The 14,733-nt window shown below is 42.9% G+C and carries 21 protein-coding genes and 1 tRNA gene; 20 read left to right on the forward strand and 2 right to left on the reverse strand.

The features are described from left to right. The first annotated feature begins 10 nt into the window (after positions 1 to 10). Complete coding sequence (locus tag HUW51_RS16950) at positions 11 to 346, forward strand: hypothetical protein (protein ID WP_185270809.1); 336 nt, start codon at positions 11 to 13, stop codon at positions 344 to 346. Here the strand turns inward: HUW51_RS16950 and HUW51_RS16955 are convergent. Together HUW51_RS16955 and HUW51_RS16960 are read right to left on the reverse strand one after the other, a co-directional pair. After that, entirely contained in the window at positions 309 to 836 is a 528-nt protein-coding gene (locus tag HUW51_RS16955; protein WP_185270810.1) for a hypothetical protein, read from the reverse strand. The genes HUW51_RS16950 and HUW51_RS16955 overlap by 38 nt on opposite strands. 9 nt (positions 837 to 845) lie before the next feature. Continuing rightward, a complete protein-coding gene (locus tag HUW51_RS16960; protein ID WP_185270811.1) occupies positions 846 to 1,292 on the reverse strand; it encodes a helix-turn-helix domain-containing protein in 447 nt (148 codons plus the stop codon). Positions 1,293 to 1,431: 139 nt separating this feature from the next. Between HUW51_RS16960 and HUW51_RS16965 the strand changes: the two genes are divergently transcribed. The 19 genes from HUW51_RS16965 (at position 1,432) to HUW51_RS17055 (ending at position 14,697) form a co-directional block, all read left to right on the forward strand. Then, positions 1,432 to 1,755 carry a hypothetical protein gene (locus HUW51_RS16965; RefSeq protein ID WP_185270812.1) on the forward strand — a complete coding sequence of 108 codons (324 nt, stop codon included), beginning with the start codon at positions 1,432 to 1,434 and terminating at the stop codon, positions 1,753 to 1,755. 73 nt (positions 1,756 to 1,828) lie between these two features. Next, a complete protein-coding gene (locus tag HUW51_RS16970) occupies positions 1,829 to 2,173 on the forward strand; it encodes a hypothetical protein (RefSeq protein WP_185270813.1) in 345 nt (114 codons plus the stop codon). Positions 2,174 to 2,232: 59 nt separating this feature from the next. Beyond that, positions 2,233 to 2,305, forward strand: a tRNA-Met gene (locus HUW51_RS16975). An 800-nt stretch (positions 2,306 to 3,105) separates the two neighbouring features. Continuing rightward, positions 3,106 to 3,375, forward strand: a complete 270-nt coding sequence (locus HUW51_RS16980; protein WP_185270814.1) for a hypothetical protein — start codon at positions 3,106 to 3,108, stop codon at positions 3,373 to 3,375. Next, on the forward strand, positions 3,372 to 3,560 hold the full coding sequence (locus HUW51_RS16985; protein WP_185270815.1) for a hypothetical protein: 189 nt from the start codon (positions 3,372 to 3,374) through the stop codon (positions 3,558 to 3,560). Before HUW51_RS16980 ends, HUW51_RS16985 begins: the two co-directional genes overlap by 4 nt. A gap of 112 nt (positions 3,561 to 3,672) precedes the next feature. Further along, positions 3,673 to 3,924 (forward strand): hypothetical protein, encoded by a 252-nt coding sequence (locus HUW51_RS16990; RefSeq protein WP_185270816.1) that lies wholly within the window; start codon positions 3,673 to 3,675, stop codon positions 3,922 to 3,924. Positions 3,925 to 3,936: 12 nt separating this feature from the next. After that, positions 3,937 to 4,524, forward strand: a complete 588-nt coding sequence (locus tag HUW51_RS16995; RefSeq protein WP_185270817.1) for an HD domain-containing protein — start codon at positions 3,937 to 3,939, stop codon at positions 4,522 to 4,524. Positions 4,525 to 4,556: 32 nt separating this feature from the next. Next, positions 4,557 to 5,111 (forward strand): hypothetical protein, encoded by a 555-nt coding sequence (locus HUW51_RS17000; RefSeq protein WP_185270818.1) that lies wholly within the window; start codon positions 4,557 to 4,559, stop codon positions 5,109 to 5,111. Positions 5,112 to 5,130: 19 nt separating this feature from the next. Continuing rightward, on the forward strand, positions 5,131 to 5,625 hold the full coding sequence (locus HUW51_RS17005) for a helix-turn-helix domain-containing protein (RefSeq protein WP_185270819.1): 495 nt from the start codon (positions 5,131 to 5,133) through the stop codon (positions 5,623 to 5,625). Positions 5,626 to 5,911: 286 nt separating this feature from the next. Beyond that, positions 5,912 to 7,102, forward strand: coding sequence for a toprim domain-containing protein (locus tag HUW51_RS17010; RefSeq protein WP_185270820.1), 1,191 nt, complete (start codon positions 5,912 to 5,914; stop codon positions 7,100 to 7,102). A gap of 23 nt (positions 7,103 to 7,125) precedes the next feature. Then, the gene (locus HUW51_RS17015) at positions 7,126 to 7,461 is read left to right on the forward strand and encodes a hypothetical protein (protein WP_185270821.1); all 336 of its coding nucleotides are present in this window, start codon (positions 7,126 to 7,128) and stop codon (positions 7,459 to 7,461) included. A gap of 2 nt (positions 7,462 to 7,463) precedes the next feature. Beyond that, positions 7,464 to 7,700: a hypothetical protein gene (locus HUW51_RS17020; RefSeq protein ID WP_185270822.1), complete on the forward strand. Its 237-nt coding sequence runs from the start codon at positions 7,464 to 7,466 to the stop codon at positions 7,698 to 7,700. A gap of 73 nt (positions 7,701 to 7,773) precedes the next feature. Then, on the forward strand, positions 7,774 to 8,715 hold the full coding sequence (locus HUW51_RS17025) for an amidoligase family protein (RefSeq protein ID WP_185270823.1): 942 nt from the start codon (positions 7,774 to 7,776) through the stop codon (positions 8,713 to 8,715). A gap of 2 nt (positions 8,716 to 8,717) precedes the next feature. Next, complete coding sequence (locus HUW51_RS17030; RefSeq protein WP_185270824.1) at positions 8,718 to 8,951, forward strand: hypothetical protein; 234 nt, start codon at positions 8,718 to 8,720, stop codon at positions 8,949 to 8,951. 83 nt (positions 8,952 to 9,034) lie between these two features. Further along, positions 9,035 to 9,625, forward strand: a complete 591-nt coding sequence (locus HUW51_RS17035; protein WP_185270825.1) for a hypothetical protein — start codon at positions 9,035 to 9,037, stop codon at positions 9,623 to 9,625. 206 nt (positions 9,626 to 9,831) lie between these two features. After that, the gene (locus HUW51_RS17040; protein ID WP_185270826.1) at positions 9,832 to 10,470 is read left to right on the forward strand and encodes a hypothetical protein; all 639 of its coding nucleotides are present in this window, start codon (positions 9,832 to 9,834) and stop codon (positions 10,468 to 10,470) included. Continuing rightward, positions 10,470 to 11,864, forward strand: coding sequence for a hypothetical protein (locus tag HUW51_RS17045; protein WP_185270827.1), 1,395 nt, complete (start codon positions 10,470 to 10,472; stop codon positions 11,862 to 11,864). Before HUW51_RS17040 ends, HUW51_RS17045 begins: the two co-directional genes overlap by 1 nt. Further along, positions 11,864 to 14,305, forward strand: coding sequence for a hypothetical protein (locus HUW51_RS17050; protein ID WP_185270828.1), 2,442 nt, complete (start codon positions 11,864 to 11,866; stop codon positions 14,303 to 14,305). Before HUW51_RS17045 ends, HUW51_RS17050 begins: the two co-directional genes overlap by 1 nt. Beyond that, positions 14,305 to 14,697 (forward strand): hypothetical protein, encoded by a 393-nt coding sequence (locus HUW51_RS17055; RefSeq protein WP_185270829.1) that lies wholly within the window; start codon positions 14,305 to 14,307, stop codon positions 14,695 to 14,697. Before HUW51_RS17050 ends, HUW51_RS17055 begins: the two co-directional genes overlap by 1 nt. The last annotated feature ends 36 nt before the right edge of the window (positions 14,698 to 14,733 follow it).

Raw genomic sequence — 14,733 nt, forward strand, 5'->3', positions numbered from 1 at the left:
ACAATCCTATATGAATACTGACCAAGCAATTTCGAACACTACTCAAACAGAATCTAAATCAATAAAAAAGCGATTGATAGTGATGCAACCTCATAATGTTAGAGAGAATCTTTCTGCGGAGGAGTGGGAAGCATTATTAAACATTATTGATACGTTGTTAGATAAGGGGGTAAAATTGAGCTTAGAATATCATGATTTACCTGGTGCTTCTACTGAAATCCGGAATAAACCGGCGTCCAACGACTTTGATGAAGAGTTCGGGTTTATTTTGAAAAATGGATACACCGATGAATCTTCTTATTTAAAAGTTAAGGAGTATGCCCAGAAGCATCGGGGTTACTATTAGGTTTAATGTGACCTTTTTCAAATGCTTCAATTGCAGTCTTAATAAAAAAACCACTTTTAGGATAAAATTTCAGTTGGTTTTCTCTCTCCTCGTTATTCATCTTAATTAATATTCCTATAGGAATGCTTATCAATTCTTCAAAGGCAGCTCCAAAATCTTTATTTACGTCTAAATACAATTCCTTTGAAAAGCTGAAGGTTTTGTTTACTTCTTCTTGTACTTTTTTCTCGTGAGCCAAAGTTGCCTGCTGTAACTTATCATTATGAATTTTTTCATTCTCTACTTTAGCTTTTTCAACCATTAGTTCTAAGTACTGGCCTAGCTTTACCGGATCAAACAACTGATTCATTTTACTCATAGAATCCATTGCTTTAGTTAATGAATCAATAAGCTCCTTCTGTCTTTGGTTTTGATTATAAAGTACAGTGCCTACCAACCCGGTTATTAGTATAGAAACTATACTTAAAATTTCTTGACTGCTTAAAACCATTGTGGGTAATTATTTTTTAAATTGTTCAATTAATTGGTCCTTAAGATTAATAATCTGATCCTTTAAGGCCACTTCCTTTTGTAAGCTCTTTATTTCTGCATGCAAGGATTCTATTTGCTGCAGCAGCTTTTCTTCATCCACTTGGCTAGGTAAGTAATCTGATTCAGCATTGCCGGAATTAGACTTTATACTTTGCTTCTTTATATTTCCCAGAGTGTTAATTAAACCATGTTGGTTAACTGGACCTGAAGGCACATTTGCGTTTTCTTCTGGGAGAAATTGAGACAGCGGTACCTTTAGCAATTCAGATATTTTAATTAAATATTTTATTTCAAAAGAATCTTTTTTGTATAGCCTATAAAGATTTACAGAACTGATTCCAATATAATTTGCAACCATCTCTGCACTAAAATCGGAAGCTTCTACAGCTGCTTTAATCTTTTCGCCTAACAACATTTAATTAAAATTTTATTACTGATTATCAAATAGTTAAAATTTTTTATTACATTTTAGTAACTACATATTTGTAGTTTTGCAACCTATTTGTTAATATTGACTTAAATATTACCACAAATTAGAAATAAATAGTTAAACCATGGTAGCAAGCCAACAAAAAAATGTAGTTCCTCAAGAGGAAAGGAAATACAACATTAAGCGGCGTTACGAAAGGCTTAATAATCATCAGAAATTGATCTTACAAGAGCAGTTTCAAACCACATTCCAGCGAAGCCAGTCAAACTTTTATTACACTTTAAAAGGTGACAATCTATCGGTGGACGAGCTATTTTTCTTTGCTGGCAGCTTTGACTGCCGCATTCAAGATCTTCTTACAAAACCAATAGTGAAAGCAGAGAGCGTGAAAGAACTAGAGCGAAAGCAAGAAGGAAACACTTCTAAGCAGGCCGTTATAGATATATAAAAGTACTATATTTTATTTAATAAATATTGTACCAATCTTAAATAAAAGTTAAAGTTTTTCTAAATATTATTACATGGCAGCGGAATTTAAATACAAGCTATGGGCTCAGATGGCCAAAGTGGCACCTTCACCGGAGGAGCAGAAAATTTACCGCGTGAAAATGGCTCAAATTACGAAGCTCACCGCCCGGCAGTTAACCACCTATTTTAATCTTAAAACTAATTCCACCAAGGATATTCCTGCGGCCATTTTGATGCAGATAGCTTGCTTATTAGGTACCACGTCCGAAAGCCTGGTCAATTTCTCTTTGCCAGTCCGGACGCTTGACCAAGAGTTAAATGATCCTCAGCGCCTGGCTGCCCGATTTGGCATGAGTAAAAAATCTTCCACTAAAGCCATGAAGCCGATGAGACACTAAAAACGCATCCGCAGCTGACACTCCGAGGGTGGAGCCAGGCTACATTACAAAGTAATCAAAGCGGGGTGGAGCAGAAGGTAGCTCGCTGGGCTCATAACCCAGAGGTCGGTGGTTCGAGTCCGCCTCCCGCAACAAACCCAATGCGTGCACCGGTGAAGCACGAGCAAGACCTGGATATTATCACCTTAAAAAAAAGTAGTTGGGCCAGGGCAAAGGAAAGTTGTTAACTAAACCAAACTATCGATTCGCTCAATTGGCAGAGCACCATGCAGTAGTAAGTAAATGAAGTAACCAACCATCAAGATCAAAAACTATGTCGAAGAAACGATTAGGAAAACGAGAACGAGAGGCTAGAAAACGCCATGGGCGTGGCTTGCTGCATTATTATTTGACAGAAGCAGCGGAGGGGATAACGTTGAAGCTCGGTCGAAAGAAATTCGGGAGAATGCCCATTTTGAATCTTGATCGAAGTGGTGGCCGATACCGAAACGTGGGTACACGCGTGAACTAGAGAGCCCCTTTAGGTCGTGTTGCTGGTTCGAGGCCGGCATTGATAGCAAAAGACGGTGTGCTTGTTGTCACCGCGCCTTAACGGGAAATACCATCGCAATTCGATGTAAACAAGCGGTTGACCAGATGGCGGAATTGGAAATACGCTGGAGCGATAGTCATTCAAGTGAGAAACAAAGGTTGGTCACCAGCCAGCGCCTTTGAATAAAGTGACTTAATACCGGCCGGGTATTAGTGCAAAGCTACTCACACTTGCCGGTTCGAATCCGGCTCTGGTCGCAAATGAACAAGGATAGGGTGCTAGAACATTGGTGGCAAAAGAAGCGGGGTTCTAGTTGCGAATTTGCTATAAACGCAAACCTAAGCCGGTCGGGGAAGTGCCGGTATTTTTATTTCCTTCTAACAATTTAAACGGTATGCCTATGAGTCAGCAAGTGCATTATTTTTTTAGGGAGGATATCAAAAAGGCTGTCATGATCCGAGCGCCGGACCGGCTCCAGATTATCCAGCTCAACCGCCATCCGGAGGATGAGCCAGACGCTTACCAGGTGAATGGCTTTAAAGATTTAAAGATGGCCAACTTCTTTTTAAAAACCTGGCAAGCATACCGGATTACGCCGGTCCATTATCAAACATTGTGTAAAACCGCCCTGGCCTTAATGGACCAGGATATTCAAATAGTAAAGTCATGAAAACAAAAAAGTATTACTACCGCCAATTAACCAGTGGCATGAAAAAGCTTTTCGTGGAAATGCGAGAGGAGCTGGCTGCCGATCTGAAAGCTGGTACCATCGACCAGGCCACCTTCGATGAATGCGATAAACAGTGTGAGCAATGCTTAACTGATGTTATCCAGGAAATGGAAGCTTCTAAATAAATTTTTAAATCAAATTCCTATCTGCGCATGGAACTAGCAATTTATAACCCCACTATTTGTGGCACCCGCCACTTTTACCCCAATCTAATCGCTTCGGCAAAGCCCAATTTTTATGGATAAGCACGCTAAGCTCAAGGAGCTCCGGGAACACCTGGCTGCTTTCGAAGAAGAAACTCAAGAAAATAATCGCGAAGTAGCTGCGATTTGCCAGCGGATGCTGGATGGCAAAGTGTACGGCGATGAGGCTAATGTTATAAGCCAGAAAAATAGCCGGCTAAAATCTTTAGAAGAGTTAAAAATTAAAAAACGCCGGGAGATAAAAGAAGTCGAAAGCTCCCTGCAGCAACCACTATTTAAATCCTAATTAAGCTTCACCATGTGTTTCATAAAAACCTTTACGGGCCGCCAGCTGGATCTGCTGGCCCCCAAACAAGAGCAAATTGATCTGGAAGATATCGCCCATGGCCTGGCCATGAAATGCCGTTGGAACGGCCAAACTAATCAATTTTACTCCGTAGCGGAGCATAGCATGCGGGTCGCTTATTTGTTGCTGGAAATGTACCAGAATCCACTGTTGGCCATGGCTGGCTTGATGCACGATGCTGCGGAAGCCTACCTTCCGGATCTGGCCACCCCCTTAAAAAAAGTAATTAAAGGCTTTGATGAAATTGAGTCGGCCTTAATGCTGGCCATTACCCAAAAGTTTAATCTGCCGCCAGTATCCGTGACGAAATTTAAAGTGAAGCTGGCCGATAGAGTATTATTGGTGACGGAAGGCCGGGATTTGATGGCCTGGGATTTAAGCGAAGCCTGGTGCCAGGATTTTCCGCCACCCATTGAAATTGAAATCGTGCCCTTACCCTGGGCGCATGCTAAAAAACTCTTTTTAAAAACTTACAACCATCTTCAGCAACAAATAAAAAATTTCGAAGCTGAATCGGTAGAAATGGAGCAGGTAGCATGAGCGAAGTAAAACCATTCCCGCTCGTGTGGCCGTTGGGGTATCCGCGAACGGATGACCCACGGCGTTCTCTGTTCTTTGCCCTGACGCTGGCTAAAGCACGGGACGGAATACTTGAGGAGTTGCGTAAGTGGCGAGCCGAAAACATTGTTATCAGCTCTAACGCCCCTTTGAGGAAAGATGGACTGCCTTATAGTGTAAACACTAAAACGGAAGATGCCGGCGTCGCCGTGTATTTCACCCGGGGGGAGGAGCAGTGGGTAGTGCCTTGTGATGAGTACGAATCTATAGCCGAGAACATGCAGGCGATTCGCTACATTATTGAATCCTTTCGAACGATTGAGCGCCACGGTGGCCACCAGGCGTTTCGATCAGCCACATCCAATTTTAAAGCATTACCCGAAAGAGGTACGGGAGCTACTTGCTGGGAAATCCTCAAGATTGCTCCCGGAGCCAATGCGGCAACCATTCGCGAAGCTTACCACCGGGAGCTGCTGGCCAGCCAGGTCAATGGCCAAATTTCGCACGAACAATTAAATTTTTTAAACACGGCCAAAGAGCAATGTATGGCCGCAATTAACCTAAGTTAAACTGATTAAAAGTACGAATATGAACGCTAAAAAACAAACGGTTTTTAAGGTAAATTTTGAAAAAACTTTAAGAAATATTAAGGAAATGATTGATAAGCTGCCGCCCCAGGTGCGCAATGGCCAGGTAAGGCGAGCGATTAAAGGCAACGTTAATGCCACGGCTTTTCAAATATACCGGCTGTTTATGGCGGGACTTAAAAAAACTAATCGCGTGGTCCGGGCATTCCGGACCACCAACATCAGCCTGGCTAAGGTCACTAACAACCACGTGCGCACGATCCAGCGCCACATTCAGAAGCTCATTGATCTGGAGATCATTCAGGGCAAGGTCCGCGTGGGGAATGGCCTGCAATTAATGCTAAATGAGGCCCTTGTGGCGTTCGATGCCTACGAGGAGACACCAAAACCTGCTGCACCCCTAAAAAGCGGCACAGCGGGAAGCTTAGCGGGTAAATTGGATAATTTCCTGACCCGGCTCAGTCAAAAATTTTCAACCCAAAACGCGCTCAGCTGATGTTTTAAGGCTGATCGGACAGAAAGTCTAATATTTGTTCTTATATGAACTACTCATATATCTTATGAATAATAAGAACGTCGATTTTAGGCTTTTTTATCCACTAGCTATTCCACAGTAGTAAAAATTTAGGTTATCCGCTGAAAGAAAAAACAAGCGGAGGGGGCTGGGGCGGCTGCGGTGGCGGCGCTGGGCAGTCAAATAGTAATTTTCCGGGCGCAAAAAATCGCCCGAAGGTACCTTATTGCATTTTTTTTAGAATGATTCCATTGTAAAGAGTAGAAAAATGAAGCAGAATAAGAAAGAATTAAACGATATTAAATCTACATCTATAGTTAGTTTTTTAGCCTCTCTGGGCATTTTCCCGCAGTACAAATCAGGCAACGAGCATTATTATCTTTCTCCCTTTCGCCAGGAGAAAACCCCATCCTTTACCGTAAATGAGCAAAAGAATTGTTGGTTTGATCATGGACAGGGAGTAAAAGGCACCGGTGGCGATATTATCAGCCTCCTGCAGCAGGTGCTAAAATTAGAGTTTAACGAAGCGGTAGAATTAATCACGCAGCTGAAAAGCAATCCGGAGCTGGCCGGCCTGGATCCTAAAAGTTTCCTCAACGTGGCTCCGGCCGAGAAGGAGTATAAAAGTACTCTTACCCTGACTTACGCCGGCCCGATCGTTAATCCAATTTTAACCAAGTACCTCCAGAGCCGGGGTATCAACTTGGATCTGCTCTCAGGTTGCCAGGATTACCTGCGCCAGGTACACTACAAAATAGCCGGCAAAGAAAAAACCTTTTATGGTATTGGATTTAAAAATAGCTCCGGAGGGTACGAAGTTAGAAGCCACGGATTTCAAAGCTTCATCGGGCCTAAAAAGGATGTTACCTATATCAAAGGCACTCGCCCAGGCATAGCGGTGTTCGAAGGCTTTCTTGATTATTTATCCGCCTTAACCCATCACAAAAGAACTTCTTTACAATACGACATCCTGATCCTGAATTCGACCCGGATGCTTAAGTCGGCAATGCCCATCCTGCTGAGCCATACGCACGTGCATACTTTCCTGGATAACGATTTTACCGGGTTGCAGGCCACGGATCTCATCCAGGCAAAATGTAAGGAAAAAGGTATTGCCGTGACCCGGCACAATTCCATTTACCAAGGCTACAAAGATTTTAATGATTACCTCACGAAAACTGCTCCCACTAAACCATTACCTGGTACCACAAACGACTCCATGAGTGAAGCCAGTAAAGATAAAAAATGGTGGCTTTGGGTAGTTTTTCGGGAAATGCAGTTTACCAAAGAAGGAGTCGGCTTTACAAATTTCACCTGGTATTCCTTCAACAACGATCGATCCGGGTACCAGCAGCTGCTTCACCACCGGCAGGATCTGGAGAAAAAAATTAAATACTTCCGGCTTTGTGAACGGACCAGTGGCCGCAACTTTAAAATTCTGGAGGAGGGCCATGTGTAATGTTAGCAGTTAAAGAAAAGTTAGTGATCAGTAAACTTGGGGCCCATGCTTTGGTGCTGGCCATCGATGATTGGATCGAGGATAATTTTGCGCTGCCGGCAGCCGATGTAAAAGCCCGGGTGAGCATCGAGCAAGTTCTAAGCATTGGGCATTTGTGGAAATTAAAGAACCGGCTCTTGCTTGCCATTTATACGTGTGAACGGCGCAAGAAACTTGAATTTGCTTTTGCTTTCTCCTTGGAGGAGATTTTGGCCATCCGGGTTTGCATTTGTTACGAGGGAAGTGATGGCCTGCTCCTCCAGCTCCTGGGCCAGCTGCAGCAACGAAGTTTAAATTTTGATCAAATAATAGAATTTTAGCTATGCCACAGTACACATTAGTCACCGATCAGGAAATCGCCGAAGCTATTAAAAAGCAAATTGGCCATAAAGAATTTAAGAAATTGTTTTCAGTGCAATTAATTGATTATAAACCTCAACCGGACTATGTGGAGGTAATTGTATCCACAGAAAAACCCGAATTTCTCTTTTCCCTTGGCCGGATGGTGGGTATCCGGATGATGGCACAAAAGGCGGAAAATATGGCTAAAAATCCTTAATTATTGTTGTAAATAACTTGATTGTCAACGCGTTAAGTGCGTACTTAGACTCATAATAAAACGCGAACCAACAATGACAACTCAAGAAATTTTAAACCAGGCAACCACCAAAACCCACAAAATGCAGCAGCTGTTGCAGCTCGGATTTACCCGCAAACAAGTAGCCGAAATGATGGGAGTGGGTTACGGGTTTGTGCAGAACGTTTACGCTAAAATGCAGCTTAACCACCCACAGCCTGCTGCTTTAAATTTTATTCCTTCTGCCTTCACCCGGAGCTTCGGCGTAGAATTCGAAGCCTACGGCGTAACCAAAGAAAAATTAAGTGATGAGCTGGAGCGCCTGGGAATTGTAGTAGAAATTGAAGGTTATAACCACACTACCCGCAACCACTGGAAAATAGTAACGGACGCATCTTTAACCGGATCTAATACATTTGAATTAGTTAGCCCGGTACTTCGGGGTGAAGCAGGCCTGGAGCAAGTAGAAAAGGTTTGCAAAGCCCTGAAGAAGTGCAACGCCTTAATAAATAAAAGCTGCGGCATGCACATTCACTTTGGCGCCAACGACTTTGAATTAAAGCAGTGGAAGAACCTTTACAAAAATTATTTGAACTACGAAGGCGTAATTGATTCTTTTATGCCCTTGAGCCGGAGAGGAAACAACAACCAGTATTGCCGCAGCCTGATGCACCACTTCCGCTCCGAACGGGATGCTTTTGCCGCCATCGACGCCGCTCGGGATGTAGAACAACTTTCAAGAAAAGTAACGGGTAAAAGCCGGTATTTTAAATTAAACGCCGAGAGCTTCTTCCGCCACGGTACGGTGGAATTCCGCCAGCACTCAGGAACTATCGAGATCGACAAAGTATTAAACTGGATTAAATTTTTGAATAATTTAATAGAGTTCTCAAAATCAAACGTTTCCAACTTAAAAAATGTAGAATCCTTTAGTACTTTTAACCAACCAGAAATAGTATGCTTTTTTCAAAGAAGAATTTCCGCTTTAGCCGCATAAAAATGAAAAAATATAAAATCTTTGGGGGAGGCCTGATTGAGGCCTCTTCCTTCTTATCCTTGGTGACCCAAATGCAAAACGAAAGCTTTACACCAACTGACTCCTTAACCCAGTTTATGGAAGAAACTTCCCGGCGTTGTAAAATTCAGCGGAGTGCGGTGATCCGGACCAGCAGCGTGGATGATTTCGCTAAAGATTTAATAACAGCCGGTTTTATAGTTGAAATAGAGGATTAATTATTTTTGAATTTTTCTGGGGCAAACGTCCTTTAGAAAGTACCTGGTCTAGGTTAATTTTAGTATATTCAAGACCAGGATATATGCAGACGACGCCTACGGCTCAGGTAAAGAAACCTGAAAAAAAAATTACCCTTTTTATACCCGTTAAATCTTACGTTCAAAAATACTTGGTAAAACGCTACGGCAGTTTATACACCGTTAGTAAGCGCGATGCCATAGGTATTGTTTTGTTTCAAATGCTGCGCCGGCCTTCCACCGAGGCCCGGGCTACGGAACGCATTAAAACTTACACGGCCAAATATCCGGTGGTACTATCGCCCAAAGATTTCTGGAAGCGCGGCTGTCGCAATCTGGATGATGCCATGAGCATTGAATGGCACAAGCTGGTAGAAGATTTGATTTACCAGGAATACTGCGGTTACATTGAAAATTTAGAGGCACACGGGGTGGAGCAACGCTACGCCATTGAAGCCTTTATGGCCAAGTATGATTTTGATGAAACGGATATAAAATTCGAAACCATTAAAAAAGCATACCAGCGCTTCCGGGTAGAACAAACTAAACTTGGAATATTACCAATTAAGGTTTCAGACATTCTTCCCTACCTTTGTGCCTTAAATATGCTCGGCTCACGTAAAAAAATAAAAAAGGTTGTGAAATCGGCGGCCTAGTGGTTCCGCATTTGTCCCGTAAAAAGACTACTTTACTTGCAATGGTTCCGGAGTAGCTTCGGGTAAGTTTTTCTTTTGATTAAACTGCGCTTACGAAAATTTACTTAATTCGGTTGTACAAAAAATTATAGCCCCTTATTCCCTTTATTTCTCGTCCTATCTAACGGCTATAGGCCCACTTACTTTTGCAGAGAGTAAGTGGCACCATGAAAAACATTGAGCAGATTACGGATGATAACTTGGGTGGCCTGGCCGTGTGCTTTTACACCGACTGGGACAATATTGATTTTACCCGGTTTCCCAAACTTGATGGCTTACGCTTAATCGGCGATATTTTCCTGAAGGAAGGTGCTACCTGGGGCATGCTGGTTTTTACTTCCAAAACGGCCGGCTATTCCCAACCTACCAAGCAGGACCGGCGCGGTACCATTTACCCGCACGAAATCAAAGGCTTTATTCCCCGGGAAACACCAGAGTTAGCGGCGCATTTATTTGAAATGAATACGCAACGCCGGTACGCCGTGCTGCACCGCGATCATAACGGCTTCATGCGCCTGAGCGGTGGTCCAGATTACGGCCTTAAGTTCGAGAGTAAATTTAATACGCAGGATTCACCCGATGGCCGCAATGGCTCCACGGCTAGCTTCAAAGCCGATAGCTTAATGCCGGCACTATTTTACTCTGGCCAGGTAACGGCCACCGATCCGGTAACGCCACCAAGCCAGGAGCCTAGTGGTTATGTGCGCTTTGAGAAAGGCAATGGCGAACTTATCGCCCTGGTGCCGGCCGGCAGCACCTTCCAAATTCGCTCTGGTTTCAATTTTGGTTTTAGAATTCTTTCCTAATGGCATACTTCAGTAATACCAATTTAAAAAACAAGTGGGTTCCCCGGTTTGCACCGAATGATACCGGCGAAATTGATGAGCCGGATTTACAGGAGTTTACCACAGATATGGTGGACTCTTTCGTGAATAAAAATGACGTGCCAGTGGGTGATGCAGTGGCCTTATACAGCGAATCATTTCCGAAAGCCGCCACCCTTACTTTAAAATACAATCCTACGGCCTTAACGCCTTATTCGCCCAATGGCATCTTTAAAATCCGGGTTTACGCACCAGATGGTACGTATAAACCGATTTATACCATTGCTGGCAAAGTAATTACCATTACCCAGCCTACTAATTGGACCAAAGCCGAAGTAGATTATTGGGTGGGTAGCCCTACCAGTAATAATCCTGGTGGGGAGGTAGGCATACCGGCTGAGGATCAGGATTACACGCCAGCTGATCCAACCTGGTGGGGGTTGACTAACGGCACTTTAAAAATCCAGATCCGCTTAGCCTTTGATTGGCTAGCGACAAAAATTAAATCAGCCATTTCGGATTTTCAACTGGCCGATACAGCTACAAATAACCGGATTACTTTGCTTCAGGCAGGACTTACCTGGCGTGGCTCCTGGTACGATGGTATGGTTATCAAGTCTAATGATTTTGTTTACCATAACCAGGTGCTATGGCAATCCAACCGGAGTACTGATTTTACCAGTAATGCGGAACCATCTGATGCAAATACTTACTTCAAGCGGGCTTTTGCACAATCAACTTCTTTTTCAGCTGCATCCGTTGCAGAAGTAAATGCGGGCACGGAAACTACAAAAGCTATTACGCCATACACCCTGGCTAATTCTGCTTATATCCGTTTTACAACTTTGCTGAGTGGTTATACCAAAGCGGCCACAAACCGGGCACTTGCTGTTACTGATTCTTTAATGACGGCCATCGGAGTTTTAGAAAAGAAGGCTGATGATAACGCCGAAGGAATCACTACTCTAAACGCTATTACTGGCGTTTTATCGAACCTAGTTACTACAGCCAAAACCAATCTAGTTGCCGCTGTGAACGAGCTGTATAACCTAATTGTCGGAGCATACGAATTGCCATTTCAGTTAGATTTGAACCCGGATGTGAATACGACTTCCGGATTAATAGCCATTAAAGGCAAGATCGTTTCTTTAACTGTTGACCCAATAAACGGTTTTGATGCTACTACTATTGCGGCTACAAGCTACACGTACGAGTACAAATTAAATTTTGCAGCCACCTGGTCCTCGGCTGCCACAGTTGCAGCTTTGCAAACGGCTATTGCTACCACCTCCGATACGCAAGTAATGTTAGTCCGGGTTATCAATACCGCGACCACGGTTCCAAATTCTTGTTTAATAACGGTTAAGAAACGCTAATGCAAGCTATACAAATCCGGGACCATCAAACCGCGAAAGATTGGGTTAACGTAGAAAATTTACTAAGCCTGGAGGCGGCCAAGAACCACAAAGTTTCTATTCCGAAAACCGATGGACGCTTAGATACTTTTTTTAACCTGGCTAACGGTTTTGCTATTGCGGTCACGGTAGTTTTAAGAAATGGCCGATTACAGATTAATCAAATTAGAACTAACGGGGATAACACCGTTACAGGTTGGACTTTCCAATATAGCGGCACTGATTTAATATTTTCTTTACGCAATAACTACGGTACGCTCAGTTCCGGCAGGAAAGGTTGGCAAATACCAGTTAATCTATCAAATAATATAATTTACCGGATTGTATTTGTAAACGTTAGTACGAGTTCGGCATTTTTTTTAGTAAACAATAAATATTACGCAGCAGTTACCGGTGGTACAGGTTCTTTTACTTCCATTACACCGGTTAGTGAAGGGGTTACCATTGGTCCGAAATACGACAATTCTGAATACAATGATTGCCTCATTGGTGACCTAGTCTTTTTTAGCCGCTCATTAACAGTGATTGAAGCGGAGTTGTTGCGGTTGGAAATCAGCAATATTCCTAGCCGTTTTCACACTAACTGTGTTGGTTTTTGGACTTTCAATCACCGGTACGGCCGTAAGGCCTGGGATTCAGTGGAAATGTTTAATTACGCCAAAGGTGATAGAACTTCAGCTCTTGCTCTAAGCGGCTTTACTTATGGTAATAAATGGGCCATTGAAGGCGATAAGGCAGTTTTTAATATCAATAGAAGTGCCATTGTCGAAAACGGACATACAGCCTTTGTTCAACTTATTGGTGCCGCGCCTAAAATAAGTGTAACGGATTGGTTTTTTACGACAATTACTTTTACGATTGTTGACAGTTTCGACGGCGACGGTGTTTATTTATCCGGCCAAAACAATTACGACCGGTTTGTTGCTAATTCAGGGTATTATAAAAATGCTGGTACTTACTCTTATACCACATTAGTACAAAACACGCATAATGCCTTGGCAATGTTTCGCCTGGATTTTATTGCTAATGCTAATAATACTACCGGTTCTATAAATAACATTGTTGTTAGGACTTGGAACACGTTAACCGCCAACCACGGCGAATTAATTAACTATACCGACGATGAAACCAAAATTTACCTTAATGGGAGTATTGCTTTAATTTTCGGTTCGGCCGGTAAGGCGGCTAGTACTTTTACTGGTTCTATTGGTGACGGTTCGGCTCAATTTAGTCGGGTAGAGGTTGGTTTTTCAGCGTATAGAAGTTTTTATTTAACATCATCGGCCAATTATTCAATCATCGCGGGACTGAGCAACCAAAGCGGATTTGGAGCCTATTTACGTTTAACCGTTAGCGATACCAACGGAAATGTTCTAGCAACGGTAAACGGCCCAAGTACGGGCGGTATAACCGTACCTATGGCAAAAAAGACCTTAGATTTTGTTTCTCCGGAAAATGGTAATATAATTTTAACGCTTGCGGGTATTGGTTCCACGGCGGGCACTTATGGCATAACCGACCGAATAGATATTGTCCAGAAAAATCCAGTAAACTATTCGCAATGGGTAGATTATTACCAGAAAAAACCGGTTTTTCGGTTTGATTCCGAACGAAAAGATTTAATTACCGGCTTACCCGAACCGGTAAACGCGCTTAAAATGCTAAATAATAAGCGGGTTTTAATTTCGCCTACCCTTAATAACCTTCCTAGTGGAACGTTAATGTTTGCTTTCTATCTGACTGAAAACCCGACTAAGACCGAATATCTTTTCGGGAGTTCCCGGATAGATACCGGAACCGGATATACTGACATTTATTTCGATGCAAACGGTGCATTACTATATGGTACAAACCGGGCGAATTTAGCAAGTTGCAATTTAAAAACGGCTAACGGGGTAATTACTAAAGGTTTTAATTTAGTAACTATCGGGCATCAAAATACCCGCGCCGGTTTTGAAAATGCTGGTGGTTTCAAAGTGGCCGTTAATGGCCGGTACATTCCTTTTACTTTATCATCAGTAATTAATAGTACGGTGTACGGGAACCTTGTTGCTGATTTGGCAACGGCGCAAGGGTTGGGGTTAAAAATTACGGGTACGTCTTTAGGTGGCGTACAGGCGCACGCGTACAGCAATTATTTTACAAGCGGCTACTTTATTTACTTCGGTTACTATTCCAATGTGTTAAGCCAAGCCGACAACTTAAAGGCCTTCAGAAACTTACTTTTTAATTTTTCGGGTTTCCGGTTGGTTTCTGGTTTTACCATGAATCAGTTAAATGCCGGCGTAATTAATGGGAGCGGAACCACGGCCCGCACCCTTAGTTTTCCCGACCATACTGCTGCCGAATTAGACCCATTAAACCCGGATTACATTTTAACTCCCATAAATAATTTACGCTAATGCTTTACACTTTCTTATACAAAGGCAAAGATTTTACAGCTCAACTCGGTGAAAAACCCCGGTATATTCAGGTTGATGATCATACTGGCCCCATCACGCGCTACCAGGTTAAAGATGTGCGGATTGGAATGGATTTAGAGACAATTGTCGTGGAATACATACCGGTGCTGGTAGATATTTTAGGCGAAATTCGATCGGCTTTCGAAATAAAAACTTTCGTGGCCACGAGCCAGGAGAACTGGCAATATTTCTATGAATATGCCCGAAGTGGGGAGCAGATTGAAAAAATGATTATTAATGGCTTGCTCATTCATTTAGAAGGGGTAACCATGTTCAATCCATATACCGGAGAACTAGAATTGCCTTTAGATACCGAGCCTACGACCGAATGATACCTCCCCGAGAATTGCCAGTTAATTAAATTCTTT

It is taken from the genome of Adhaeribacter swui (assembly GCF_014217805.1).
Classification (GTDB): domain Bacteria; phylum Bacteroidota; class Bacteroidia; order Cytophagales; family Hymenobacteraceae; genus Adhaeribacter; species Adhaeribacter swui.

Coding starts and splice junctions, on each gene's coding strand:
- HUW51_RS16950 (WP_185270809.1), top strand. CDS start 11: ATGAATACTGACCAAGCAATTTCGAACACTACTCAAACAGAATCTAAA.
- HUW51_RS16955 (WP_185270810.1), bottom strand. CDS start 836: ATGGTTTTAAGCAGTCAAGAAATTTTAAGTATAGTTTCTATACTAATA.
- HUW51_RS16960 (WP_185270811.1), bottom strand. CDS start 1,292: ATGTTGTTAGGCGAAAAGATTAAAGCAGCTGTAGAAGCTTCCGATTTT.
- HUW51_RS16965 (WP_185270812.1), top strand. CDS start 1,432: ATGGTAGCAAGCCAACAAAAAAATGTAGTTCCTCAAGAGGAAAGGAAA.
- HUW51_RS16970 (WP_185270813.1), top strand. CDS start 1,829: ATGGCAGCGGAATTTAAATACAAGCTATGGGCTCAGATGGCCAAAGTG.
- HUW51_RS16980 (WP_185270814.1), top strand. CDS start 3,106: ATGAGTCAGCAAGTGCATTATTTTTTTAGGGAGGATATCAAAAAGGCT.
- HUW51_RS16985 (WP_185270815.1), top strand. CDS start 3,372: ATGAAAACAAAAAAGTATTACTACCGCCAATTAACCAGTGGCATGAAA.
- HUW51_RS16990 (WP_185270816.1), top strand. CDS start 3,673: ATGGATAAGCACGCTAAGCTCAAGGAGCTCCGGGAACACCTGGCTGCT.
- HUW51_RS16995 (WP_185270817.1), top strand. CDS start 3,937: ATGTGTTTCATAAAAACCTTTACGGGCCGCCAGCTGGATCTGCTGGCC.
- HUW51_RS17005 (WP_185270819.1), top strand. CDS start 5,131: ATGAACGCTAAAAAACAAACGGTTTTTAAGGTAAATTTTGAAAAAACT.
- HUW51_RS17010 (WP_185270820.1), top strand. CDS start 5,912: ATGAAGCAGAATAAGAAAGAATTAAACGATATTAAATCTACATCTATA.
- HUW51_RS17020 (WP_185270822.1), top strand. CDS start 7,464: ATGCCACAGTACACATTAGTCACCGATCAGGAAATCGCCGAAGCTATT.
- HUW51_RS17025 (WP_185270823.1), top strand. CDS start 7,774: ATGACAACTCAAGAAATTTTAAACCAGGCAACCACCAAAACCCACAAA.
- HUW51_RS17030 (WP_185270824.1), top strand. CDS start 8,718: ATGAAAAAATATAAAATCTTTGGGGGAGGCCTGATTGAGGCCTCTTCC.
- HUW51_RS17035 (WP_185270825.1), top strand. CDS start 9,035: ATGCAGACGACGCCTACGGCTCAGGTAAAGAAACCTGAAAAAAAAATT.
- HUW51_RS17040 (WP_185270826.1), top strand. CDS start 9,832: ATGAAAAACATTGAGCAGATTACGGATGATAACTTGGGTGGCCTGGCC.
- HUW51_RS17045 (WP_185270827.1), top strand. CDS start 10,470: ATGGCATACTTCAGTAATACCAATTTAAAAAACAAGTGGGTTCCCCGG.
- HUW51_RS17050 (WP_185270828.1), top strand. CDS start 11,864: ATGCAAGCTATACAAATCCGGGACCATCAAACCGCGAAAGATTGGGTT.
- HUW51_RS17055 (WP_185270829.1), top strand. CDS start 14,305: ATGCTTTACACTTTCTTATACAAAGGCAAAGATTTTACAGCTCAACTC.